The organism is Paenibacillus castaneae (genome assembly GCF_002884445.1).
Classification (GTDB): domain Bacteria; phylum Bacillota; class Bacilli; order Paenibacillales; family Paenibacillaceae; genus Pristimantibacillus; species Pristimantibacillus castaneae.
Window position 1 is genome coordinate 1,316,060 of sequence record NZ_KZ614144.1, and the last position, 25,114, is coordinate 1,341,173.

Annotated in this window: 27 protein-coding genes; 17 read left to right on the forward strand and 10 right to left on the reverse strand. The window is 43.2% G+C overall.

Features of this window, described 5'->3' with window-relative positions; translation table 11 throughout:
- Positions 1 to 2: 2 nt before the first annotated feature.
- Both CEF13_RS05560 and CEF13_RS05565 read left to right on the forward strand, forming a co-directional pair.
- On the forward strand, positions 3 to 917 hold the full coding sequence (locus tag CEF13_RS05560) for an IS3 family transposase (RefSeq protein ID WP_102709800.1): 915 nt from the start codon (positions 3 to 5) through the stop codon (positions 915 to 917).
- A gap of 303 nt (positions 918 to 1,220) precedes the next feature.
- Positions 1,221 to 1,508 (forward strand): 4a-hydroxytetrahydrobiopterin dehydratase, encoded by a 288-nt coding sequence (locus tag CEF13_RS05565; protein WP_102709801.1) that lies wholly within the window; start codon positions 1,221 to 1,223, stop codon positions 1,506 to 1,508.
- A 48-nt stretch (positions 1,509 to 1,556) separates the two neighbouring features.
- Here the strand turns inward: CEF13_RS05565 and CEF13_RS29130 are convergent, their stop codons facing one another.
- The 5 genes from CEF13_RS29130 to CEF13_RS05585 all read right to left on the reverse strand — a co-directional run bounded on the left by CEF13_RS29130 (position 1,557) and on the right by CEF13_RS05585 (position 5,721).
- Complete coding sequence (locus CEF13_RS29130) at positions 1,557 to 1,685, reverse strand: DUF6254 family protein (RefSeq protein ID WP_243864930.1); 129 nt, start codon at positions 1,683 to 1,685, stop codon at positions 1,557 to 1,559.
- 89 nt (positions 1,686 to 1,774) lie between these two features.
- A complete protein-coding gene (locus CEF13_RS05570) occupies positions 1,775 to 2,629 on the reverse strand; it encodes an SDR family oxidoreductase (protein ID WP_102709802.1) in 855 nt (284 codons plus the stop codon).
- Complete coding sequence (uxuA, locus tag CEF13_RS05575) at positions 2,626 to 3,723, reverse strand: mannonate dehydratase (RefSeq protein ID WP_102709803.1); 1,098 nt, start codon at positions 3,721 to 3,723, stop codon at positions 2,626 to 2,628. The genes CEF13_RS05570 and uxuA overlap by 4 nt, the downstream gene beginning before the upstream one ends.
- Before the next feature lie 20 nt (positions 3,724 to 3,743).
- Complete coding sequence (locus CEF13_RS05580) at positions 3,744 to 4,421, reverse strand: GntR family transcriptional regulator (protein WP_102709804.1); 678 nt, start codon at positions 4,419 to 4,421, stop codon at positions 3,744 to 3,746.
- Positions 4,422 to 4,836: 415 nt separating this feature from the next.
- On the reverse strand, positions 4,837 to 5,721 hold the full coding sequence (locus CEF13_RS05585; protein ID WP_102709805.1) for an alpha/beta fold hydrolase: 885 nt from the start codon (positions 5,719 to 5,721) through the stop codon (positions 4,837 to 4,839).
- Between the two features lie 230 nt (positions 5,722 to 5,951).
- Between CEF13_RS05585 and CEF13_RS05590 the strand changes: the two genes are divergently transcribed.
- From CEF13_RS05590 to CEF13_RS05615, 6 genes are all read left to right on the forward strand, one after another.
- On the forward strand, positions 5,952 to 6,116 hold the full coding sequence (locus tag CEF13_RS05590) for a DUF1328 domain-containing protein (RefSeq protein WP_102709806.1): 165 nt from the start codon (positions 5,952 to 5,954) through the stop codon (positions 6,114 to 6,116).
- 80 nt (positions 6,117 to 6,196) lie between these two features.
- Positions 6,197 to 6,595: a YflT domain-containing protein gene (locus CEF13_RS05595; protein WP_166742979.1), complete on the forward strand. Its 399-nt coding sequence runs from the start codon at positions 6,197 to 6,199 to the stop codon at positions 6,593 to 6,595.
- 206 nt (positions 6,596 to 6,801) lie between these two features.
- Positions 6,802 to 7,941, forward strand: coding sequence for a fused response regulator/phosphatase (locus CEF13_RS05600; protein WP_102709807.1), 1,140 nt, complete (start codon positions 6,802 to 6,804; stop codon positions 7,939 to 7,941).
- Positions 7,942 to 8,087: 146 nt separating this feature from the next.
- The gene (locus CEF13_RS05605) at positions 8,088 to 8,711 is read left to right on the forward strand and encodes a hypothetical protein (protein ID WP_102709808.1); all 624 of its coding nucleotides are present in this window, start codon (positions 8,088 to 8,090) and stop codon (positions 8,709 to 8,711) included.
- 77 nt (positions 8,712 to 8,788) lie between these two features.
- Complete coding sequence (locus CEF13_RS05610; RefSeq protein WP_102709809.1) at positions 8,789 to 9,121, forward strand: STAS domain-containing protein; 333 nt, start codon at positions 8,789 to 8,791, stop codon at positions 9,119 to 9,121.
- Positions 9,118 to 9,558: an ATP-binding protein gene (locus CEF13_RS05615; protein ID WP_102709810.1), complete on the forward strand. Its 441-nt coding sequence runs from the start codon at positions 9,118 to 9,120 to the stop codon at positions 9,556 to 9,558. Before CEF13_RS05610 ends, CEF13_RS05615 begins: the two co-directional genes overlap by 4 nt.
- Before the next feature lie 500 nt (positions 9,559 to 10,058).
- Here CEF13_RS05615 and CEF13_RS05620 read toward each other — a convergent pair whose 3' ends face one another.
- Together CEF13_RS05620 and CEF13_RS05625 are read right to left on the reverse strand one after the other, a co-directional pair.
- Positions 10,059 to 10,931 (reverse strand): CheR family methyltransferase, encoded by an 873-nt coding sequence (locus CEF13_RS05620; protein WP_208414846.1) that lies wholly within the window; start codon positions 10,929 to 10,931, stop codon positions 10,059 to 10,061.
- Positions 10,932 to 13,688 carry a response regulator gene (locus tag CEF13_RS05625; protein ID WP_208414848.1) on the reverse strand — a complete coding sequence of 919 codons (2,757 nt, stop codon included), beginning with the start codon at positions 13,686 to 13,688 and terminating at the stop codon, positions 10,932 to 10,934. It abuts the gene before it with no gap.
- Positions 13,689 to 13,869: 181 nt separating this feature from the next.
- On the opposite strand from CEF13_RS05625, the gene CEF13_RS05630 reads away from it, so the two are divergent.
- The 3 genes from CEF13_RS05630 to CEF13_RS05640 are packed head-to-tail and all read left to right on the forward strand — an operon-like array spanning position 13,870 to position 15,563.
- Positions 13,870 to 14,304 (forward strand): DUF948 domain-containing protein, encoded by a 435-nt coding sequence (locus CEF13_RS05630; RefSeq protein ID WP_102709811.1) that lies wholly within the window; start codon positions 13,870 to 13,872, stop codon positions 14,302 to 14,304.
- A gap of 39 nt (positions 14,305 to 14,343) precedes the next feature.
- The gene (gene rsbW / locus CEF13_RS05635) at positions 14,344 to 14,784 is read left to right on the forward strand and encodes an anti-sigma B factor RsbW (RefSeq protein WP_102709812.1); all 441 of its coding nucleotides are present in this window, start codon (positions 14,344 to 14,346) and stop codon (positions 14,782 to 14,784) included.
- A complete protein-coding gene (locus CEF13_RS05640) occupies positions 14,781 to 15,563 on the forward strand; it encodes a sigma-70 family RNA polymerase sigma factor (protein ID WP_102709813.1) in 783 nt (260 codons plus the stop codon). The genes rsbW and CEF13_RS05640 overlap by 4 nt, the downstream gene beginning before the upstream one ends.
- Before the next feature lie 78 nt (positions 15,564 to 15,641).
- On the opposite strand, the gene CEF13_RS28720 is transcribed toward CEF13_RS05640, so the two are convergent.
- Together CEF13_RS28720 and CEF13_RS05645 are read right to left on the reverse strand one after the other, a co-directional pair.
- A complete protein-coding gene (locus CEF13_RS28720) occupies positions 15,642 to 15,782 on the reverse strand; it encodes a hypothetical protein (protein ID WP_166742980.1) in 141 nt (46 codons plus the stop codon).
- A gap of 4 nt (positions 15,783 to 15,786) precedes the next feature.
- Positions 15,787 to 16,143 (reverse strand): YtxH domain-containing protein, encoded by a 357-nt coding sequence (locus CEF13_RS05645; RefSeq protein ID WP_166742981.1) that lies wholly within the window; start codon positions 16,141 to 16,143, stop codon positions 15,787 to 15,789.
- A gap of 239 nt (positions 16,144 to 16,382) precedes the next feature.
- Between CEF13_RS05645 and CEF13_RS05650 the strand changes: the two genes are divergently transcribed.
- The 6 genes from CEF13_RS05650 to CEF13_RS05675 all read left to right on the forward strand — a co-directional run bounded on the left by CEF13_RS05650 (position 16,383) and on the right by CEF13_RS05675 (position 24,052).
- On the forward strand, positions 16,383 to 17,315 hold the full coding sequence (locus CEF13_RS05650) for an AEC family transporter (RefSeq protein WP_102709815.1): 933 nt from the start codon (positions 16,383 to 16,385) through the stop codon (positions 17,313 to 17,315).
- 136 nt (positions 17,316 to 17,451) lie between these two features.
- Positions 17,452 to 18,144, forward strand: coding sequence for an ABC transporter ATP-binding protein (locus tag CEF13_RS05655; protein ID WP_243864932.1), 693 nt, complete (start codon positions 17,452 to 17,454; stop codon positions 18,142 to 18,144).
- Positions 18,128 to 19,153 carry an efflux RND transporter periplasmic adaptor subunit gene (locus tag CEF13_RS05660; protein WP_102709816.1) on the forward strand — a complete coding sequence of 342 codons (1,026 nt, stop codon included), beginning with the start codon at positions 18,128 to 18,130 and terminating at the stop codon, positions 19,151 to 19,153. The genes CEF13_RS05655 and CEF13_RS05660 overlap by 17 nt, the downstream gene beginning before the upstream one ends.
- A gap of 53 nt (positions 19,154 to 19,206) precedes the next feature.
- The gene (locus CEF13_RS05665; protein ID WP_244917048.1) at positions 19,207 to 22,086 is read left to right on the forward strand and encodes an ABC transporter permease; all 2,880 of its coding nucleotides are present in this window, start codon (positions 19,207 to 19,209) and stop codon (positions 22,084 to 22,086) included.
- A 3-nt stretch (positions 22,087 to 22,089) separates the two neighbouring features.
- Complete coding sequence (locus tag CEF13_RS05670; RefSeq protein ID WP_102709817.1) at positions 22,090 to 22,974, forward strand: ABC transporter ATP-binding protein; 885 nt, start codon at positions 22,090 to 22,092, stop codon at positions 22,972 to 22,974.
- Between the two features lie 22 nt (positions 22,975 to 22,996).
- Positions 22,997 to 24,052 carry a phosphotransferase gene (locus CEF13_RS05675; RefSeq protein WP_166742982.1) on the forward strand — a complete coding sequence of 352 codons (1,056 nt, stop codon included), beginning with the start codon at positions 22,997 to 22,999 and terminating at the stop codon, positions 24,050 to 24,052.
- Positions 24,053 to 24,111: 59 nt separating this feature from the next.
- On the opposite strand, the gene CEF13_RS05680 is transcribed toward CEF13_RS05675, so the two are convergent.
- On the reverse strand, positions 24,112 to 25,047 hold the full coding sequence (locus CEF13_RS05680; protein ID WP_102709819.1) for an ArsR/SmtB family transcription factor: 936 nt from the start codon (positions 25,045 to 25,047) through the stop codon (positions 24,112 to 24,114).
- Positions 25,048 to 25,114: the final 67 nt, after the last annotated feature.

The following is a 25,114-nucleotide window of genomic DNA, read 5'->3' on the forward strand; positions in this document are numbered from 1 at the left end:
CGATGTATTGGATTAGCCTAGGTTTTCCCATCCGTACGGTTCTACGCATCTGCCAGGTGCCACGCTCTTCGTACTATTATCGCCTGAAGCATTCTGAACCTCAGAAGCCAATCGGTAAAGGGCGGCCCATTCCTGGTTTCTCTTTTGACATCAACGGTAAAAAAGTGGCAGACACGCGGATTAAAAGCTACTTAAGGCAACTGATCGGCGGCCCTAACGAAGCGTTTGGATACCGCAAGTTGACGGTTCTTCTACGTCGAAAATATGGACTCGTGATTAACAAGAAAAAGGTCTACCGCCTCTGTAAAGCATTATATATCCTAGCGCCGCAAAGGGAACGTACAAATAAAGTACCTAAACGTGTAGCGAATAACCGAGTGGTAACGGGACCTAACCAATTGTGGCAAATGGACATTAAGTACGGTTATGTAGCAGGTAAACGGCGTCATTTCTATTTAGCTAGTATTATTGATGTATTTGACAGAGCCATCGTCGCCTATTACAAAGGGAAGGCCTGTAATACGCAGGCTGTGCTGCTTACCTTACAAAAAGCGCTGCTGAAGCGAAATGTGAATGTACAAGACCATGCTTTGGTTATTCGCACAGATAATGGACCGCAGTTCATTAGCAAGGCTTTCTATGCCTTTTGTGAACAGGCTGGCATTGAACATGAACGTACGCCAAACCGAACCCCTAACAAAAATGCTTATATTGAGTCCTTTCACAGCATCTTGGAAAGAGAATGCTACCAACGTAATTGTTTTGAGACTTACGAAGAAGCTTTTACCGAGGTAGATCGTTTTTTGAAGTACTACAACAACCATCGTATTCATGGCAGCCTCAAGGACTGGCCACCTAAGGAATATCTTTCTTTAGTCAAACAAGGATTGATAAAACCTAAAGATATTGCGCTATGATGCGAACTTATTAGAATGAACGTGGTAGTGTCCAGAATTAGGGGGTTAACCCATCAAAGCCGTTATTTGGACGAAAAGCATCCATTTTTGTTCGTGATGGGGGAAATAGCGAATCTCATGTCCGTTAGCATTTTCTAATGCATTAAAAAAGACAAATAACGGATCTTATGTCCGTAAACAATGAAACAATTTCTTGTGCTACTTAGTTACATGCAGCAATCTATCTTATTAATTGAAGCACTGATTACGAGTTTATATCGTTTAAGCCGTTCAATTCCAATGGAGATAAGGGAGTGCACAAGGATGAAGCTTACTGAAGTACAAATCGAAGAGCATTTGAATCAAACCGAAGGATGGAAGCGGGAAAATGGCAAGTGGATCATCAAAAAGTATCGTTTCCCCAGTTTTCCAGAGAGCATCGCATTTGTGAACCTAGTAGCGCAGGCTTCTGAGGAGCTGAATCATCACCCCTTTATTGCCATTGATTATAAGCTAGTTACGCTCCGTATGACGACTTGGCATGATGGAGGCTTAACAGAGCTTGATTTCACAGCTGCAACTGCTTATGATCGAGCGTATGCTCCATCATAGCCTAGAGGCGGGATGGAGCATACACTGCCCGATATAGAAAATGTATGGTTATGATTTGGATTTAGAGCTGTCGTCTTCTTGGCTGAGTTCTTCAAAAGACTTCACTTTACCGTGAGGCTGTTGCGTTTGCTTGCGTTGGTTCCAAGCATTTTCACGGCGGCTTTTGGACGATGTCATCGCTTATCACCTTCCCTTCCTTCTGTAAGGTGGCATAATAACGCACCTTTTATTCAGAAGGGAAAGAGTAAATAATGTAGTTTCGCTTTTTAAACTCCAGAATAGGAGAGGAATCCGCCGTCAACGGGTACGGTTGTGCCTGTGACGAAGCCAGAGGTCGTATCATCCGCAAGCCATAGCAAAGCGCCAAGCAAGTCTTCCGGCTTGCCGAACCGCCTCATTGGTGTATGCGATATGATCTTGCCTGAGCGCTCGGTTAGTGAGCCATCTTCATTCAGAAGCAGCTTACGGTTCTGATTCGTTAGGAAGAAGCCGGGAGCGATAGCGTTGACACGAATGCCTGACTCAGCAAGATGGACAGCAAGCCACTGAGTGAAGTTAACGATGGCAGCCTTGGCTGCGCTGTAAGCCGGCACCTTGGTCATAGGCGATGGGGCGCTCATCGATGAGATGTTAATAATAGTCGCGCCTTGCCGCTGCAGCATCTGCTCGGTAAATACTTGAGTAGGAATAAGCGTGCCGACAAAATTGAGATCCATGACGTTACGGAAGCCATCGATGCTTAAATTAAACAGTGTTGTTACATTCTCGACATTTAAATGCTCCGGCTTGAATGTTTCATTCGTCGTATTCGCGCTTGGATGATTGCCGCCTGCACCATTGATCAATATATCGCATGGGCCTAACTGTGCGAGCACAGCAGCGCCAGCCGCCTGTGTACTTTCTACACTTGTAACATCGCAAGCAATCGCGATGGCTTCACCGCCGGCAGCCCGAATTTCCTCCGCTACAGCCATTCCTGTCTCCAGCGTACGATTAAGTATTGCTACTTTTGTGCCTTGACGGGCTAGCTCCAGAGCCATAACGCGGCATAATACGCCTGCTCCGCCAGTAACTACGGCGACCTTGCCTTCTAATGCTTCATGCTTTGGCAACTTGCTCATAAGCTGGACACCTTCTCTTCCTTAACGGTATTTGAATGCTGAAGCTGATACGCATCCCAAAGTCCCCACAAATACATAATGCCGAGCGCGCGATCATACAGCCCGTAGCCAGGTCTGCACTGCTCATCCCAGATGTGGCGGCCATGATCGGGTCTTGCGTAGCCCGTAAAGCCAATCTCGTGATAAGCGCGCACGATGCCAGCAATATCAACCGTGCCGTCCTGCGTGCGATGTGATGTCTCAATAAAGTCGCCGTTCTCAAATACACGAACATTGCGGATATGGGCGAACGGAATACGATCCCCAAATTCATGAATCATCGCTATAATATCGTTATTTGGATTAGCCCCAAGCGACCCGCTGCAAAGCGTAATTCCATTGTATGGACTGTCGTACAGCTTCAAGAAAGTACGGAAATTTTCTTGGCAGGTCATAATGCGCGGCAAGCCGAACACGGACCAAGGCGGATCATCCGGATGAATAGCCATTCGAATGCCGTTCCGAGTTGCGACCGGAATAATTTCATTTAGGAAATAACGAAGGTTCTCCCAAAGATGAGCTTCTGTTACGCCTTGATAAGCCTCGAACAGGCTCGTTAAATGCTGCAGCCGCTCAGGCTCCCAGCCTGGCATAGTAAGCTCCGAGTTCGAGTTGATTTCTGCTACTAAATGAAAGGGATCTGCATCGGCAATTCGGCTTTTCTCATAAAATAATGCCGTTGATCCATCCCCCATCGGTTTATGAAGATCGGTGCGCAGCCAGTCGAAAATAGGCATAAAATTATAGCAGATGACTTTAACCCCAACGCTTCCCAGCTTCTCAATCGTCTTCTTATAATTATCAATATATAAATCCCGTGAAGGCAAGCCCAGCTTAATATCCTCATGCACGTTAACGCTTTCAACAACGTCAATATGTAATCCCGCCTGCTCAGCTTGCTGCTTGATTTCCAGAATGCGCTCCATCGGCCATTCCTCGCCAGCAGCCACATCATGCAGAGACCAGACGATACCGTCTGTACCTGGAATTTGATTAATATAGCTGAGGGGAACCGTGTCATTACCCTCGCCAAACCATCTGAACGTCATTTTCATCCCCATGAACCTCCCGTTTATTATTTGTAGAAATTCGGATATTTCTCTTTCAGAAGAGCCTGCTCCACAATGTTCAGGTTCAGATGTTCTTTCATTAACTGCTTGGCAGTTGATCCATCCTGTGCTTTGATTGCTGCAGCCATATCACGATGCTGCTCATATAGAAGCTCCCAATTATGGTCATCGACTAACCGCAGCATCCGGCTTCGATTGAGATGCGCATTCATCTGCTGCATGACAGCCCAAATATTGCTCTTGCTGCATCCGTCGAACAGGATGCGGTGGAATGCTTCATCAAGCTCGAACATGCTTTTGTCATCTTTCTTTTGTACACAGAGGCGCTGCTGCTCAATATTCCAATCTAGCTGCGCTAAAGCTTGCTCGGGAAATTGGCTGCATGCAAGAACGATGATAGCGCTCTCAAGCTGCTCCCTCATAAACCTTCCTTCTTCAACCAGCGCCGTATCAATTAGCGATACGAACGTTCCGCGCTGCGGGAGCACTTGCACAAGTCCTTCCTGAGCAAGTCGCAGGAAGCTTTCTCTAACGGGTGTACGGCTGACCTTAAATAATAACGAGGTCTCATTCTCAGATAGAGATGTCCCAGGAGGGAGCTCAAGCTTTAATATTTGTTCTCTTAGCTGCGAATAGACCAGTTCTCTTGTTGAAACAGGCTGTGGACGAGTACCAAAGTCCATAAAATCATTCCTTTCACATTACACTACCATACTACCATACAAGTACAGGAATTGGAAGAGAATAACGCCAGAAGGGCTGCCCCCAAAGTAGTTAATCTACTTTTTGAGACAGCCCTTCAAAAGTTGTTTTATGATGTTATTTGACGCTAATCGGTACGGGACCGATATGCTTCATAATGGATAAAAGAATAAGAAAAGAGTTTTTATCCTTTTTACAGCTGATTTTTGTTGCATGGTTTACTAAAGTCGTTCCTTGCATGGTTAAACACGTTCTCCCATTCAATGAAGAAGCTATCCTTGCGGCCTTCGAACAAGCTTCTAATTATTTGCGAATGCAATCTGTAAAGCAGAATGATTGCCTGCCCTATTTATTTAACCAGCTTGACTGAATTTGAAACATTTATTATACGGGCGGTCAGCAACCGTGATCCGCTGGTAAATCCTTAACCTCGCTTCTTGTCTTCTCTTTCTCTCGCAATGTTTTCAAATAAGTTGACATGACTCGTGCGAGTTGGTCCGATACTTCCAATAAGCTCATATGTCCGACATCCTCGAAAGTGGTTTCAAGGGTATGCGGATATTTATAGGTTGATTCGGCATCATTCGCGCTAGTGACAGAAAAGGAGTCATCCGGCTTAATGAGTCCGTCTGCAGCGCCTGCTACCAGTAGAACAGGGAATGCGGCTTCAGCGAGCACATGGCTTCGGTCAGGGCGCTGCATCATGCCTTGTATAGTTGAAATAGCAGCTTCTGCTTTCATTTGTTGTCCGACACGAATCAATTCATTCACATCATCGCGCATTTCATCCAGCTTTTCTTCATTAAATAAATCAGGAATAATGTTGCGGACGAAAGCTGTAATTCCTTTTTCGCGAATGTCGGCAATGTCTCTAACCCGTTTTTCCTTCGTTTCATCGGAATCGGGACGTACAGTGGAATGAATAAGTGCAAATCCTTTCAGCTTCTCAGGGTATTTCTCCGCAAATGCAGCCGTTACATAACCTCCTAAGGAATGGCCGAACATAACCACCTTATCTATTCCAAGTGTTTCCAGCAGCTTGGCAATATCGTCAGCCATTACATCCATCGTATACGTGCCCTCCGGGCTAGAAGAACCACCGTGGCCTCGAAGATTAGGAATAATGATACGATATTCATCGCTCATAAGCGGACAAATTTTTTGCCAGTATTGAGATGATCCACAGAAGCCGTGGATTAAAACAATAACCTTCTCGTTCGTACTTCCACACTCTTCATAGACTAAATCGATGCCATTGACGTGAGTACGTTGTTTTTCCATCGATCATCACCAGTCCTTTTCAGTTGCTAATTTAATTCGTGTACTCTCTTTAAACTAAATCCAACGCCCCTGAAACATTTGAAAAAATAAACATAAATCCTTTCATTATAAGCACCGAAATAAGATTGGTTTTTAAGATAATGCCAGTAATTACGCTGTTTCAAAGGGTGCTAGTGTGGTTAATTACATGTCAAGTTAGCAAAAAACAATTAGAAAGAAAGGTGATTCTAATGTTAGGATGGGCTCTATTATTTTTCATATTTGCCATTGTTGCAGGTATCTTTGGCTTCCTAGGAATTGCTTCCGCACTAGCAGGAATAGCTAAAGTGCTGTTCATCGTATTTATAGTTCTCTTTATCGTATCTCTCATTGTCGGTCGAAGAAGAGCCAGTTAAATTGTTTCGTAAATGATTAGGCTAGTCTAAAACAACTAATGAGAAGAAATAAACATTTGGGACAAATAGGAGGAATTACAATGAATAATCTATCTAATACTAAGGTACACACAGTGAATAATATTGCAGAGGTACAAGAGCAGGTATATAAATTCCAATCAGAAGGCTATGCAAAAGATAATATCTTCGTATTGACTCATGATAAAGATCGTACGAAACGCATTGTTGATAATACGGATGCAGAAAATATCGGTGTTGCAGAGGAAGGCTTAGGAACAGCAATCGCCAATATCTTCCGTTCAAACGGTGACGAGCTTCGCGCCAAGATGAGATCGCTTGGTATTTCCAAGATGGACTCAGAACGGCTAGAGCGTGATATGGATCAGGACAAGATTCTGGTTATCGCTTGGGGCGGCACCGAGTATATTGGCGAGGACTATGACCCTGCCGTATATTACTATCCACACTATGTCGTATAAGCACTGCCCCTGTTACGCTTAAATGGAAGGAGGCCTATCCAGTCGGGTAGGCCTTGTTTCATATAAGCAAAGCCATGCGTATTAAATCTTTTTTAAACATATGGCTTTTCTTATATTTACTTATTTTCCGCTGACAGGATAAAGATTGACTACTCAATCAAACATGCTCAAAATGTAGAGTATATACTATTAAAGGAGCTTACAATATGAGTATTATAATTGTTGATGATAATGCTACAAATCAGCTCATTATTAAAGCTATTCTAAATAAAGCAGGCTACGGTGACTTGAAGGTCGTTTCATCGGCTGTCGAACTGTACAAGCTACTGGATATTGATTCGACATGTCCAGCTGCAACGACTAATGTAGACCTTATTTTAATGGATATGATGATGCCGGAAATTGATGGTTTAGAAGCGTGCAAACGAATTTTGCAAGTTGAGCGCTATAAGGATGTACCTATTATATTTGTTACAGCGCTGGGAGACTCCAGCAAGATGGCCGAGTCCTTGGATGCAGGAGCAAGTGATTACGTGATGAAGCCGATTAACAAAATGGAGCTGCTAGCCCGTATTCGTTCAGCTCTCAGACTTAAGCATGAGATTGATTGGCATAAAGAGAGAGACAAGCTGATGCAATTCAAGCTTGATCTTGCTAAGAAGGTTCAGCGTAATGTATTAAGCCAGCCAATTAATGATGAGAAAATTGATATCAGCGCGGTTTATCAGCCGTCCTCAGAGCTTGCTGGCGACTTTTACGCCTGGTATCGGATCGATGAAAGCCGTTATGGCATCATTCTACTCGATATGATGGGACATGGCATTGCAAGCTCCTTAGTGTGTATGTATATTTCATCCGTGCTGCGGGATACGATAACTCATATAACAGATCCAGCGCTCGTTATGCGTGAGCTGAATCGGTACATGAAACAGCTTTATAAGAAAGAAGAGCTATTGAATTACTATTTTACGGCTATCTATTTAGTCATTGATACGAACAATCGAACTATTGAATATGTGAACGCCGGTCACCCGCCAGGGAGATTACTAATAGACAATAACACGACACTCCTTACGGAGGGGTGTTGTGCAATAGGATTATTTGAAAATTTGGATGTCACCAAAGGAACAATTGCTTACAAGGAAGATGTGAAAATTATGCTTTACACTGATGGGTTGAGTGAAATGCTCATGGATGACGGAGACGTTCAGCTTAATAAGCTGGTTGGTGAGTTAGCAAACAAGCAAATTGTTGATCCATTAGAGCATGTCCAGCAAGTATTAGCGGAGCATACGAACGGTATTCAGAAAGATGATATTTGTATAGTTTGTATATTCACGAAATAATTGGATCATACATGTATCAAAAAGAATTGATAATAACTGTTTCAAATCTAACAGAACCGTTTATATGTAATTATAAGCTGTATCGACCGATCAATGACTACATGCAATGGAACCTAGTACTGCAATGCGTATAGGAGGGCTTCCATATGAAGACTTATTTTTTAATTGGCTGTTTAATCGGCAGTATTTTCGTTTCTTCAGGCGATTTCGAAGGGACAACGGATGCTTACTTAGCAACGCCTAATCGAATCGAAGTTAAGACGGAAACGCTTTTTGAAACAGCGAATAAGATTATAATCGCTTCTATGACCCTTTCGCCTGAACCAAATGCAACAGAAGCAAAGGCTGAACAAGCGGTGAATATGAATGAAACAGCCAAAGAGCAGCAGCTTATGCTTCAAACGGTCAACAATGTTTCTTTATACGATGATCCCGCTAGTGTAATTGAGAAGCTTGGCCAACCTGAGCAGATTATAGCGGATGAGTATTTGGAAGGTATTGAAACTTATCAATACCCTGCTATGAATATCATTTTTAGTGATGGAATCGTAGATTTTGTTGAAATTGAAGATCTTTCAAGAAGCTTGCTCATTGATGATGCAGTCATTCCCGCAACAGTGGAAGATTTACAAGCAGCACTGGGAGAACCAGATTATATAACGGAGGATGGCATCGTATTTGAACGGAATGAAGCTTTATTAAAGCTTTTTATTGATTCTGACACGAAGCAGCTAACCTCCGTTAGCTATTTCCATAATTTATCGATGTGATGTATCGCTTATACGGCTTGTACTAACGTAATGATATTGTTATTATTTATTAAACAAAAGTGAGCGGAGTGAAATGAATGAAAGCTGAGCAATTTCAAATCGAACATGAAGAAACGAACTCACAGCATATTTTGCATATAATAGGGGAATTGGATCTATCTGTTGTGCCTCAGCTTAGATCTGCATTGGAGCCTGTCATTAATCGTACGGATAAGACGCTTGTTCTAAATCTGAAAAATCTCAAATATATCGATAGTACCGGTATTGGTATTATTGTTTCGGTTCTGAAGCTGCGCGATGAGCTTAAAGCGCCATTCTACGTGCGTGAGATACCGCCAGCGATTAAACGTTTATTTGATTTAACAGGCATATCCAGATATTTAACAGAGGGGACAGAGGCTCAAGCATGAATGCCATCCGTTTACAAATACCGGCCCATGCAGACTATATAGATATGGTTAGAATCTGCCTCTTTGGAATCGCGACGAAAATGAACTTTTCCTATGAAGATATCGAGGATATGAAGGTAGCTGTATCTGAAGCATGCAATAATGCGGTTATTCATGGTGCTAAGGATGTTGCCAGTGAAGTTATAGATATTAGCTTCGAGTCTGACACTACAGGCCTAACCATCAAAGTGAAGAACAGCGGCTCAGTTATCTCTATTCCGAATGCGCTGGATAAGGCAGCACCACTGCCGGACGTAGAAGTAAGCGGGCTGCGTGTAGGAGGCCTCGGCATCTATTTAATGCAGGCGCTCATGGATGAGGTAGATGTTAAGACTACTGAGGATGGAACCGAGGTATGCTTAACCAAGTTCTTATCGGCAACCAAGGAGTATTCTTAGGGACACTTATAAATAGAAAAAGCTGTCTCAAAAGTAGGAAGTTCACTGGAGAGATAGCTCACTTTGAACAAAAATGTTGTAATAATGAAAGAATGGCGGTTTAGGGGGTTATTCCTGTACCGCCATTCTTTCATTAATAGCAGATATGAGCTCATCTGATGATAAATGAGCGAAATAGAGCTAGAAACTAGCTCTATACCACCAACTTAGCATGCTTTTGGAGAAATAGAGCTAAAAATTAGCTCTATTTCCAAGAAAACTAGCAGATATGAGCTCATCTGATGATAAATGAGCGAAATAGAGCTAGAAACTAGCTCTATTCCACCAACTTAGCTTACTTTTGGAGAAATAGAGCTAAAAATTAGCTCTATTTCCATTAGCAGATATGAGCTGTTACGAAGAAGGCAGGCTGTATAGAAAGGGCTGTCCAGAAAATCATAAATTTTGAGCTACCGCTCAAGGTTTCATGACCTTCTGGACAGCCTCTTTTTGTGCTGCAATCAATCTTTTATTTTACGGAAAAGGCGTTCCGGCGCATTGAAATCCGCATAGTCCGGTTTGTGGTCCGTAATTAAGCTTTCCATATTGCCTAAAGCCAAAAACCCATGCGGGGCGAGGCTTTCAAAGAACAAATTATGCACGCGGTTCTGTAATTCTGAATCAAAATAAATAAGAACATTGCGGCATAAAATGACGTGAAACTCATTGAATGAACGATCTGTAGCTAAATTATGCTGCGCGAACATAATATTCTCTTTAATAAACGGATGAAATAGAGCGAACTCTTCATCCGTAGTGTAATACGATGAAAACTCTTTAATACCACCTGATTGGAGGTAGTTTTTCGTGAAGGATTGCATCCGTTTAAGCGAGAATTTCCCTTGCTTGGCGATATGGATAATATTCTCATTCATATCGGTAGCGTATATCTTCGATTTGGATAGCAAACCTTCCTCCAGCAATAAAATGGCCATTGAATAAGCTTCTTCCCCACTGGCACAGCCAGCATGCCAAATACGGATTTCGGGATAATCACGCAGTAGGGGAATGACTTCCTTGCGAATGGAGTGAAAAAAACTAGGATCACGAAACATTTCGGTTACCTTGATCGAGAAATCATTTAACAATCTCTCCAACATGAGCGGATCATGCAAAATTCGATCCAAAAGCGAAGTGATAGTAGGAAGGCTCTCCAAATTCATCCGGTGATAGATCCGCCTGCGAAGCGAGGATCTTAAATAATTGCGGAAATCGAAGCCGTATGCGCTAAAAATACCTTCTACTAATAAGTTAATTTCAATTCGCTCAATTTCATTATTTGGATTCAAATCAGGTCCGAACTCGAACACATCTTCTTCAAAAGAATTAGTCAATTAATTACCCACCTGCTTAGTCAGCCATACACGCATGAGTGAGAATAGCTGATCCATATTTAATGGCTTGCTAATATAATCGGAAGCACCAGCTTCTAAGCATTTTTCCCGATCGCTCTTCATCGCTTTAGCTGTCAAGGCGATTATAGGCGTATTCTTCATTTCTGAGGAATCAAGACGAAGAGCTCTCATCGTTTCATACCCGTCCATAATCGGCATCATAATGTCCATCAGTACCAAATCAAAGTCGGATTGCTGCTCGACGATTTCCAAGCATTCCTTTCCGTTGCTTGCAACGGTCACGTCAAACTGCTTGTGCTCGAGCGCTTTGACTAGAGAGTAGACATTGCGCGAGTCGTCCTCCACGAGAAGCACTTTCTTTCCTTTAAACAAGGAAATCTCAAATTCTGACGATTTCCTTGTTGCCGCTGAGTGAGTCATTTCCTCCTGCTTCATGTCTTCGCTAGGAACGGCTGCTGCCACCTCATATTGAGACGCAATAAGCTGCTCCTTCTCCGCATTTGGCAGATTAGGTATAAATAAAGTAAATGTGCTTCCTTTATTAGGCTCGCTATCAACAATAATGCTGCCGCCTAACAGTCTTGCAAATTCATTGCAAATCGATAAGCCTAAGCCAGTTCCGCCGTATAGGCGATTCGTCTCGCCATCTACCTGCTGGAATGCTTCAAAAATCAACTGTTGTTTGTTTTTCGGAATCCCAATACCGGTATCCGTTACTGAAATCGCTAATACCTCAGTATTCAATTGCGCTGGAACATACTTTTTAACACTGTTCGGATCAGCATGCTTGATATTCAAGGCGACTGATCCGGTCTCCGTAAATTTAAAAGCATTGGATAATAGGTTTTTCAAAATTTGCTGTAGTCGCTGACCATCCGTATACAGGACAATTGGGACGTCTTCAGCTATATTCACATGGAATGCTAACCCTTTATTTTCAGCTATTTTGTTGAAATTAAGCTGCATATGCTCCGGTATTTCGGATACATTTACTTCATCGATCGTGAGCAGTACCTTTCCGGCCTCGATCTTGGATAAATCGAGAATATCATCAATAAGCGTTAATAAATCATTCCCGGAAGTATGAATAACATTAGCATACCCTTCTTCTTCCACATTAAGCGTCTTGTTTTCATTCTCGGCCAGCAGCTGGGAAAGAATCAAGATGCTGTTTAACGGAGTACGAAGCTCATGAGACATATTGGCAAGAAAATTAGTTTTGTATTGCGAGCTCTTTCGGAGCTGTTCGGAATAGGTTTCTAGCTCTTCCTTCGCTTTTTCCAATTCCTTTGTTTTTTGTTCGGCAAAAAGATTTTGCTCTTCCAGGTGCTCGGTAGTCATGCGCATTTCCTCTTGCTGCATTTGAAGCTCTTCCGACTGAGTTTGCAATTCTTCGGTTTGTGTTTGAAGCTCTTCTGTTAACACTTGTGATTCACTCAGCAGCCGCTCAACTTCCATGCGACCTGCAACATTATTGATTGCAACGCCAAAGTGTCCTTGGATTTGCTCCAATAGCTTAAGATGCTGCGAATTGAACGGTTCAACGGATGCGAATTCGATGACGGCAACTACCTTTTTTTCAAATTCAATCGGTACAATTAGAATGCTGTGCGGTGGAAAATTACCCATTCCTGATGTAATTTGAATCGGGTTCTCCGGAGTAGAATTGAGCAGGAACGTACGGTTCTCACGCGCAGCTTGACCGATGAGTCCCTCCCCGATACGGAAGCTGGAGATCGCTTCGTTCTCGCCGTAACCGGCGTAAGAAAAGATCTTATCCAGCCTCTGCTTATCTCCAGTGCCCCGGCTAATATAAAATAGTCCATAAGTTGCATTAAGCGTTGGAGCAAGCTTGGAGAGGAAAGCTTCCGCCAAAGTATCAATATCATTAATTCCTTGATTCATGGTGGCCACTTCGGCTACCTTTTTTTGAATCCAATTTTGTCCGTTTATGTTATCCAGGAGATTATTGGTCGCTTCGGCAAGTTCTTTGATTTCATCATTTGTTTTTACATGTATTCGAGTAGTCAAATCTCCTTCGGACGAAGCAATGTCGGAAATCGTCTTGACTACCTGTTTGATCGTTTTGGTGATGGAGCCTGATACGAAAGAAATGATCATAAAGGCAATAACAGAAACGATAATGAGCATGACATAAAGACTGATAATAAGAATATCATTTTTATTTTCTAACTGAATGATATGGTTTTTGGTTGATTGTATTTCTTTTTGGCGCATCGACTCAAACTGCACTCGGAGCTTATCTATATCTTGTTTTCCTTTATCCGCATTAAAAAATTCAATAATTTCCTGTGTTTTATTTGCTTTTCTCAATGCTATAGAAGGCTCTCCTGCGGTATCGATCCAGGTTTCAATATTGACCTTTATTTCTTCTAAATCTCTTTTTACGCTGGGATCATCAGAAATATATTGATAGAGCGTATTATAATTGGCCAGCCACTCGGATTTGCCTTTTATATAGGGATCTAGATAGGATTCATTGCCCGTAATAACGAAGCCGCGCTGGCTTGTCTCCATGCTAATAGCATTATAACGTATAGTTGTAATTAGATTCTGAACCTCGATATCCCGCGTTGTGATTGTCTCTATTTCAGTCTGTAAGGAAGATATCCGATTATTGACAACGATAATAGATACAGCAAGGCAGCATATGATCAAAAAATAACCAATCATAATCTTCCAACGAATATTCAATTTAATATTTCGCAATATCATAATCTCCTTTAAATCAATGTTTATTCGTCATACATTCCGACTCTATTTCATTCCTTCTATTATAGCATGAATCTATTAAAGGACAATTTTTGTTCCTTGATTTTCAAATCCATTTGACAGTGTCACTGTTTCAAATTCACATTTATCGGGTATCTAATAAAAAAAGAAAGTGGTGACTTGTATGGATATTGTCATTCAAATTAGCGTTGCTGTTATAGCTGTAGCCTTTCTTGTCTTATTGTATTCCCTTGTTCAAACGTTGAAGACGCTTAGAGGCACCCTAGAGGAAACAAGAGAAACTATTGGACAGCTGAGAACAGAGGTGACTCAAATTAGCGTGGATGTGAAAGAAGCTATTCATAATACGAATGAAATGACTCGCGACGTGCGTACGAAGCTTAGATCTCTCGATGTATTGTTTACTTCTGTTAATGACATTGGCCACGCGATCCATTCTTTCACCGGAGTGGCGAGGGAATCAGCAGCGAGCTTAGTCTCATCCATAAAAAGAGAAAGCAATAAGCCTCTGAAAGAGCCTGGCATGCTGAGCACCGTCTATGACGGCATTATATCGACTATCAGATTTTATAATAAAGTAAAAAAAGTAAAAGTGTAATCTGCAATCGGGAACACACCAGAGAGGATAGGGGAAATTATGAGCCAATTCATTCATTTAACGATTCCCGCTAAAGCGGAATATATCGATATTGTTAGAGTTACATTATTTGGAATCGCGCAAAAAGCAGGCTTTTACTATGAACAAATAGAAGATATGAAGGTAGCAGTAACGGAAGCGTGTACGAATGTCGTACTGCATGCGTATACCAATCAGCAGCAAGGGGTAGTTGATATTCGTTTCGAGCTTGAGGAAGAAGGAATTTCTATCCGAATAAAAGACAATGGAACGAGCTTTAAATACGAGCAGGCATTAAACAAGAATGCTTCGCATCACAATAAAGATTTAAGTGAAATAACGGCTGGAGGGCTTGGTCTCTTTATGATGCAGGCTCTAATGGATAAAGTGGAAGTGTTAACGGAGAAAGGTACGGAAGTGATACTGACCAAGCTAATTGGTAGGAAAGAGGAGATGGCATGAATCCGAATCCATCCTGCCTAGAGCCGCAAGAAACGATTGAGAAGATGGCTTACTATCAAGAAACGAATTGTAATGATACGGCTACACAATTGCTAAAGCATTTCGAACCAATTGTTAAGATGGCCGCTACCAAAATGTCGCGCAGCCGACCTGACCTCTATGAGGATCTATATCAGGTCGGTCAGCTTTCCATGCTGCGCTTGTTTAAACAATATGACAGCTCGAGAGAAATTCCATTTGAGGGTTATGCGATGAAAAGCATAATTGGCCATCTGAAAAATTATTTGCGTGATAAGTCATGGTATATCCAAGTGCCAAGACGAATTAAGGAAAAAGGCTTGCTGATTCAGCAGGCTATCGATCATTTAACGGTTGAGCTTGGACGCTCGCCGAAGATGGAAGAGATTGCAGATCATTTGAGTCTATCTGTCGAGGAAACGATTGAGGTGCTGTCTTGTCGTGAAGCGTATCATTATGTATCGCTAGATACACCGCTCTCCAGTGAAGGAGAAAGCGCCGCTACGATCGGAGACCTGATTGGCTCGGACAAAGACGATTATCATCAAGTAGATAGCCGCCTTGATCTGGAAGAGGCGCTGGATCAGTTGAAGGAAGAAGAAAAGACGGTTTTAGTGCTCGCGTATCATAATGGTCAATCCCAGCGGGATATCGCAGATCAGCTGGGGGTATCTCAGATGAGCGTGTCTCGCATCCAGAAGAGGGCGATCGAGAAGCTAAAGGTTTTGTTGATGGAGAATATTCCTGATATACGTACTTAATTGATTTATTATATGTCAAAACTCCCTTTCCGAAGTGTTTACGGAAAGGGAGTTTTTGTAATGTGTATTTGATTTATGTTATTGAACCGGATCAGGAATGAAGCCCTTCTCAATCACTTCCGCATTGGTGTCCATCTTCTCCATATCTTCACCGAGCTTGTTTATTTCTTCCTCGGTGGGAGCCATAGAGTTAATCGTTTTTGCCAGTTCATCCTTCATTGATTCATCTCCCGGAGGAGACGAGATCATCCTTAACCTCTTCTTTGGTGGAAGAAAGGGAGTCCATAATATTTTGGTTGGACTTCTTAGCGTGTTCTACCAAATCAGACGTTTCATCTTTGATGCTGGATGCTAGTTCTTTTGTATTTTGCCCAACTGTAGTTGCGATGTCTTTTGTTTTTTGTCCGACAGTAGTGGCAATGTCTTTTGTTTTCTCGCTCACAGCTTGGAATTTAGTAGATAGATCCTCCCGAAGCTCTGCGCCTGATTTAGGAGCTAACAATAGCGCTGCAACCGCACCAATGGCACCTCCTACAATTGTACCCAGCAATAATCCGCTACTTGAGTTTTCTCGTGACATTGTCATCTCTCCTCTAATCTTATTTGCTGATCTTGTGGACCAACGGTAATACCATTTCTTAGTTATATATAAACTTTTGAGTGCAGTTTGAAACAAAGGGAGAACTTAGGATAAGTATATAAGTTTGAAATCATAGCTTGATTAATCAGCCTCAATCCTATTAAAATTAGTGAAGTATACTAACGTAGCCGTCAATCCGGTCTACTAACACGATATAATAGAGAGAAGCAGATGCAGTTATGAGTATTTTTCTCCATATTTTATTAACGAACGTGCTTCCGATGGTCATCATGATTTCCCTTGGGATCATGCTGCAGCGAGCATTCAAGCTTGATATTAAAACATTGTCCAAATTGAATTTTTATTTATTCTCGCCAGCTATTATGTTCGATTTGCTATACAAGACGATTATTTCGGTAAATATTATCGTTAAAGTGCTCTTATTCTTTGCCGTATTTATGGTTGCGCAGTACATTATCGTTGAAGTCGTCGTTCGACTGAGAGGGTATCAACCAAGCATGAAGAGCGCGATGCGGAACAGCGTGCTGTTCTATAACAGCGCCAACTACGGTATTCCGCTGAATCAGCTTGCTTTCGCTGGGAACAAAGATACGCTCGCCATCCAGGTGCTCATTATGATGGTGCAATCGCTTGTGCCCAATACATACGGCATTTACAATGTTAATGCGCACAAGGCCGACATGCGGATGATATGGCGGACCATTATTTCCATGCCGATTATTTACGTCATTCCGATTGCCTTCCTATTAAGAGGCTTTGAGGTTCCTATTCCGCAGCCAATTGCTACGCCATTGAAATATTTAGCAGATGCTTTCATAGGGACTGCACTGATTACGCTAGGTGTGCAGCTTGGCAATATGGAGTGGAAGATCAAACGTTCGCTGCTCATCGACGTAAGTCTCTCGGGCATGCTGAGACTCGTTGCAGGACCATTGCTTGCATGGCTTATCGTATCGCTGATGCCATTTGACAAGCTGACCGCAGCTGCATTAATTGTATCCTCAGCCGTACCTACATCTCTAAGCAGTGTGCTGCTTGCGGTTGAATTCGACAATGAAGCTGAATTTGCCTCGCAATCCGTGTTTGTTTCTACTATTTTAAGCATATTAACTGTAACAGCGGTTATTTTCTTTTTAAAACTGGATATTTAATATGAAAATAGCAATCTGATCGATATTCATCGTCAGTTTGTTATTTTTTTATTGCTTGTATGATTAGATGCCCAAGGTTAAAATGGAAAAAGATACAAATGTTCATGTTTATATGGGAATGGAGGATTGTCAAAATATGCAGTCAGCAACAGAAGATATCATTCGTGCAAGCGCTTTAAAAAGAACCTTTGGACGAGGAAGCGGCGCAGTTACGGTGTTGAAGGGCGTTGATCTATCGATTCCTTCAGGAAAGCTGATTGCCTTCAAAGGGAGATCCGGTTCAGGGAAAACAACGCTAATTAACTTGCTGAGCGCGCTCGATCGGCCAACAGACGGGCAGATTATGTTCGATGGACGCGACTTGACGACGATGTCCAACCAAGAAAGAGATCTTGTAAGACGCAAGGAAATGGGGCTTATATTCCAATCCTTTGCTCTTATACCGCTGATGTCCGCCTATGAAAACGTAGAATTTATATTAAGAGTTGCTGGAATACCGTCGAACGGCCGCAAGGAATCTGCGATTCAGGCTTTGGAGCAGGTTGGCCTGAAGGGGAGGATGCACCATCGGCCCTTCGAGATGTCCGGAGGGGAGCAGCAAAGAACAGCTATTGCTAGGGCCATTGCCCATAAGCCTAAGCTGCTGCTTGCCGATGAGCCGACTGCGGAGCTGGACAGTCGTACGGGCTTGCAAATTATGAAGGTATTTCGCGATTTAGTAGAAACGGCTGGAATGACAATCATTATGACTACGCATGACCCTGCTATTATGGAAATTGTTGACCATGTGTATGAATTGGAGGATGGACAAATTGTCGCACAAGTTTAAGAAAATGCTCGGCTGGTCATTTGCGCTGTTGATCAGCGCTTCACTTACAGGGTGCTCGCTGCTTCCTGCAGAAGAGAATGCATTGAAGCCGCCGCTCGTAAAACCAGCACAAGAGAGCTATCGTACAGTTGTTGTGGAGAAGGGGACGATTTCACAGGAAATTAACGGAAATGGCAGCCTCGAATCTATCGATTATGAGATTGCACAATTCAAAGGGCAAGGAGGCCGCATCGCTAAAATGTTGGTTTCTGCCGGCAATCAGGTCAAGAAGGGCGATGTGCTTGTCCAGCTGGGTGTGGATGGACTGGATATTCAGTTAAAGGAGCAGCAGCTTTCGGTTGAGAAAGCTAAACTAGCAGTTAAGCAGGCAAAATTAAATGATGATAGCGACACATTAAAGATTGCTCAACTGCAAATGGATGTTGAGAGTTTAAAGCTTGAACGATTGATGACCACCTTCAACAGCAAACAGCTGGTCGCAGAGATGGACGGACAGGTGACGTTTGTTGAGGATCTAGAGCCAGGGGATTTCGTAGATGCCTATCAGACGCTTGTCATTATTTCTGATCCTTCTAAGCTGCGAATAGCGCTCCGTGTTGATACGGGATCGGAAATCAGCGGCGTGAACGTTGGGTTCCCAGCGAAGGTTACCTTTGGAACGAAAGTGGTACAGGGGAAAGTCGTGCAAACGCCTTCATCGGCTCCGACTACATTAAATCCAATGCTGCAGGAGCGTTATTCCAAAACACTTTATATCGAATTGGCGGAATTGCCAAGCGATGCCGCAATCGGCGGGTTCGCAGATGTGAAAATTATTTTGCAGCAGCGGGATGATGTACTGAAAATTCCGCGCAGCGGCGTTCGCAGCTTTCTTGGAAGAACATTCGTACGAACATTGGAGGAAGGCAATAAAATTCGCGAAATCGATGTAGAGACAGGCATTAAAGGCTCTACTGAAATAGAAATAACGAAGGGCTTGGAAGAAGGCGCAGTTGTCGTCTTGCAATAAGGTGATTTTACCGCAAGTACGGCTTCAGCCGTTTACGCTAGGGAGGTTTTCAAGTGGCTTTGTTTGTGATGATTATGCGCAAAATGGTACAAAATAAGTGGCTTGTCGCCAGTTTGTTTATGGGGCTGTTAATATCTGTTGCTTTGGTTAGCAGTATGCCGATTTATTCCGAAGCCGTATTGTCGCGAATGCTCGTAAAGGATTTGGAGACAATGCAGGCCAAGAATAACGTATATCCTGGCTCTCATTATAATAAATTATTTTTCGCGAAAGAAACGCCCGAGCAAATGAACACCATTTTCACGAAAATCGATAATTATATTCATGATCAAGCGTCAGCAAATTTCGATATCCCGGTACAGGAGCTTGTAACCGATTTTCAAACGAAGACGATGAAGATCAGACTGAAGGATGATCCGGAGACGAACCTGAACAAAGCGCTCAAATCGGTATCGATTCGTTCCTTCACGGATCTTGAAGCTCATATTAAGCTAACGGATGGTAGAATGCCCGCAGCGGAGCAGCCGGTTGACGGGGTATATGAGGTGCTTGTCACACCTCGTGCACTCATTCAATATAAAGCGGTCGTTAACTCGGAATATCACGTCAACGACGACAAAATTGCCGGGGAAATAAAGTATAAGATAGTCGGCGTATTTGACAAGAAAGAGGATGATGATCCTTACTTTAGAGATTCAAATTTAAACGAATTAACGAACAGCTTCGTGATTAACAATAGTGTGTCAACAAAACAATTTTTGCAGGAAGCCAGATTGCCGATCGCTTCAATTGGGTGGTTTTTTGTGCTGGATTATTCGAAGCTGGAGCTTCGGTACATCGATAATTTCGTTCTAACGACGAACAAAATTCGCAATGTCATGCTAAATAGCGTAACGATGTATCAGACCGTCTCGGAAACGCCTGCGCTAGATACGATTTCGAAGTATTTGAAGCGAGCAGAGCAACTGCGGACTCTCATGTGGTCACTCAATGTGCCGGTATTGATCATGCTAGGCTTCTATATGTTCATGGTGTCCAATCTCATTGCGGATCGCCAGAAGAATGAAATTGCCGTATTGCGAAGCAGAGGCGCAGCACGCTGGCAGGTTATTACCTCTTATGCCGTGGAGGGCATCATCTTATGCGGTATTGCATTCGGCATAGGTCCGCTGCTTGGCGTTGTACTAACGGAATTGCTAGGAGCATCCAATGGATTTCTTGAATTTGTACAGCGTGTTCGCCTGCCGGTCAGATTGACTGCGGAGTCATACCGTTACGGGGCTATTGCTTCCGGTATCTGCTTTGTTATTATGCTTATTCCTATCATTATGGCGACTCGGGTTACGATAGTCGGACATAAGCAGCAAATGGCAAGGCTGTTGAAATCTCCGCTGTGGCACAAAATGTTTCTCGATGTCATTGCGCTTGCCCTTGCTATTTATGGACTGTATACCTTTAAGAGACGGCTTGCAGATTTACAAAGCTTAGGATTGAACGCAGATGATTTGAATATTGATCCGCTGCAATTCGTAGTACCTGCTTTATTTATTATGGGCGCGGGCTTGCTTCTGCTGCGTCTGTATCCGTGGGTGCTAAGATTGGTATATTGGATCGGCAAAAAGTGGTGGCCGCCATCCGTTTATGCCACATTGATCCAGGTTGGCCGGTCAAGCACGCAGTATCAATTTCTAATGATATTTCTCATTATGACCATCGCCACTGGCGTTTTCAGTGCTTCGGCAGCAAGAACGATCAACAATAATACGGAGGACCGTATACGCTATGGGAATGGCGCCGAGATCATATTGAAATCGCAGTGGGCCAATGATGCTCCGCCGCCTGCCATGCCAGGCGCGCCTTCTCAGGCGCCAACTACAAGTGTATCATCGGTTGTCCATTATCTTGAACCTGCATTTGAGCCGTTCCGAACGATTAACGGTGTTGAATCAGTGGCAAAAGTATTTAAGAAGGAAGTAAGCTTTAGCGTAAATGAAAATAACGGAGCAGCCACTTTAATGGGAATCGATACGGATGAGTTTGGGGAAACGACTTGGTTCCGTGACAGCCTGCTGGATTATCCCATTAATGATTATTTGAATTTGATAGCAGCTGATCCTCAAGCCGTGCTTATTTCCCGAACATTGGCTGACCAGAAGAAAGCAAAGCCCGGCGATACTATTTGGTTAGGCTGGGGCGATGTCACGCAGCAGCCGTTCAAGGTATTCGGCATTATTGATTACTTCCCAACCTTTAATCCGAACCCTGCGGTAGGCAGCGTCGATGTAAGCAAGAAAACATTGGATAATGCTCCAATGCTCATTGTTGGCCATTTGCCGCGCATTCAGGTTCAGATTGCACTTGAGCCTTACGAGGTTTGGGTTAAACTGAAGCCAGACGTGACGACGGCACAGTTCTATGAAGGACTGACGGAATCGAAAATACCGGTCACGAGTATTATTAATACGAGAGAAGAGCTGGTTCAGGCGAAAAATGATCCGTTCTTGATGGCTTTGAATGGTATTTTGACACTAGGCTTCGTATTATCGATTTTAGTCAGCTTTATCGGCTTCTTATTGTATTGGGTGCTGTCGCTGCGCGGCCGTACGCTGCAAAACGGTATTCTGCGTGCGATTGGTTTATCGTTGCGTCAATTAATCGGAATGCTTGGAATCGAGCAGTTGCTTACTTCCGGTGTTTCGGTGTTAATTGGTATTCTAGTCGGCAATATCGCCAGCTTGTTATATGTACCTAACTTTCAAATTGCCTTTAATCCGAGCAGTCTTGTACCGCCGTTTAAAGTTATGTTTGATTCCACAGACTTGATGCGCATCTATATATTGGTAGGATTTATGCTGCTCATTGGTCTCGGTATATTAGCCTTCATGCTGTCGCAACTGCGTATTCATCAAGCGCTTAAGCTAGGGGAGGATTGACAGATGATTCATTGCGAAGGGCTAGTCAAAATTTATAAAACAGCTGATCTGGAAGTATTCGCCCTGCAAGGCTTGGATCTGCAAATCGAAGCCGGCGAGCTTATGGCAATCATCGGCAACAGCGGCAGCGGAAAGTCGACGCTTCTTAATATGCTGGGCGGTTTGGACCGCCCGACTGCAGGCAAGCTGATGGTTGACGGGAAGGATATGCTCAAGTTCAAGGAACGTGATTTTGTCCGCTATAAACGGAAAAGTGTAGGCTTCGTCTGGCAAAATAATGCGAGAAACCTCATTCCTTATTTAACGGCGCAAGAGAACATAGAGCTGCCAATTCTTCTTACGGGAAGCCGCAAGCGCTGGCGTGCTAAGGAGCTGCTTGATGCAGTAGGACTTAGTCACCGGGCAAATAATAAGCTGTACGAACTTTCCGGCGGAGAGCAGCAGCGCGTGGCAATTGCGATTGCACTCGCCAATCACCCGAAGATATTGCTTGCGGATGAGCCAACAGGCTCAGTAGACTCACGGATGGCGAATCAGATTCTAGATCTGTTTCGAGAACTCAATCGGACAATTGGCATAACCGTCGTTATCGTTACGCATGATCCAGAATTAGCGAAGAAGGTTGATCGTGTGGCTGCGATTCGTGATGGCAAAATTTCTTCGGAAATGCTGCGTAAACGCTCTTATGCCGAGGAGCTTGCTGCGCTGGAGGAAATGGATGAAGAGGGAGGCACGCATGTGGAGTATGCTGTGCTTGATAAGGCGGGACGGCTTCAAGTGCCTTCTAATTACTTGGAATCCATCGGAGTGAAAAATTCCAACAAGCTGCGTGTCGAGCTTGGCGATGGGCGAATTGTTCTTCTTCCGCCTGAGGAGAAAGCGAAGTAGATCATTTATAGGGGCGGCTCGCATGCTTAACAAGCATGTTGAGCCGTCCCTTCTGCAAATCGCTTCATTTAATAAATATGTAATCTGGGAGTGTTGTGCCATAAGTCATGATGCTGAAAGTATCCGCAATGAAATATTTGATTCGATAACTGCCATGTTTGGGATAAATGTCATCTGTTATTCTCCAATTGAATTAGGATATATGAATTTGAAGTGGAATATGGTAACCGATGCGGGAGATTTCTTCGTGAAGCAATATAATAAAATTCGCTATCCCGAGTCTCTTTATGATGGACTAGAGATCGCTTTGACTAAGCAGGACAGCCTGTATAAAGCGGGCATACCTTCTCCTAAGCTGTTCTCTAATGGAGGGAAATATGTACTTAGCACGCCATCTGGCGAGCATTTTGTTCTGATGGAGTCTTGTGAAGGAAATATGGTGAAGGCCGGAACAGCGAATGAACAGCAAATGTATCATTTGGGGCAGGTCACTGGCAGAATGCATCTTCTATTGAATGATAACATTACGGGTGACCAGCCTTTGCATTGGAATATTCGGAAAAAGGAATGGATGAATGAGAACTGGAATAGAAGATGGCGCGAAGCTCATTCTCTGCAATGCGATATAACATTATCTGCTTTGGAAGTACAAAGAAAAATAATTGAAGAAACGGATTTGGACATTTTCTCAGAATGCGAGCCGGGCTGGGGACATTGGGATTTGTTTGTAGATAATATATTATTCAACCCAGATTCTGTTTCTGCTATTCTGGACTTTGACCGTATGCACTATGTGTATCCTGAATTTGATATTTCAAGATCAATTTTGTCCTGTGCTTTGCACAATGATTCAATTCAGTTGAGACAAGTAGCCGCCTTTATTGCAGGTTACCGAGAGTATAGGGAATTATCAATAGAGAAATTGATAAGGTCTATTAAATTAACCTGGTGGAAGGAAGCAGAATGGGTCTGGGTCGGAAAAGAACGGGATACACAACCTTTAAGACGCTTTCGGATCGAAAATAGGTGGGTCGGAGAAAACTGGGATAGGCTGCATGATATATTCGGCGGGATGTAACAGGTACTCTATATGAATAGAAAAAAGAGGAATCCAGAAAGCTTGGATTCCTCTTTGTATTAAAGCGTCAGTGCACGCTCCTCTTGGGCCACCTTTGTATAATAAAGCTTGAAGATCAAATCCTGATTGTAGTTGCCAAAGCCCGAGCCAAATAACGTAACTCCACCGATATGCTCAGCATCCTCTAGAATGGCAATCCGGAATGTCCAGTGGCTGCTAGGTATATCAATATCGTCCAGACTAACATTGGATAGCTTGATGCCGTCCATGTAAGTGCCGCTTTTCTTAATAATGAGCCGTTTCAGCAAGCCGAATTGATTGACATCATCAAACCACCATGATGGGTTTAGCTTGCCTTTGCCGCCATAGTCAGCCGGACTTGTCCAGCTTCCGACATTAACGCCGTTGAAGAAAAAGGTGAGGTCGGAGGGCCAGTTCATATTGGTCAAGGGCGCCTCGGACGAGATTTCCATCGATATTTCAAGCTCCTCCGGATTTTCGCTGCTCAGCAAAAAATTCGGGATTTTATACTCAATGTAGCCTTGCGAGAACCATAAAATTTTGGCGTTAACCCGATCAGGATCAAGGAAATATCTCGGATCGTCGAATATGCCAATTACATTCTCTGTTGTACAAATCCCACAGGTAGGCACGATGCTTAAGTCGGTATAGTGGCCAATCGATACCTCGGTTCTTCTGGACTCACGTTGAATGACATCCTTGCGCGGAAAAGCGATTTCAAGTCCATCCATACTAAGCGAGCAAACCTTCTGAGCGGCGCCGCCTTTTCCCGGTGTCATCTCAGAACGGATAATTTCAGCTTTCTCCAGCTTTTTAACGTGCATCGTCATAATAGCGCTGCTTAGGCCTAATGCTTCGGCCAGCTCGCGAATATTCATTGATTTTTTGGATAGTAGATGAATAATTTGAATGCGTACATTACTTGAGATGGCCTCAAATATAGGCAGGCTTTGCTCAGATAGGTCGATTTTCACTTAATTACCTCCGGATAATTCTTATTATTAATACATATGTGAATAATTAGAGTGGGTATAGACTGTA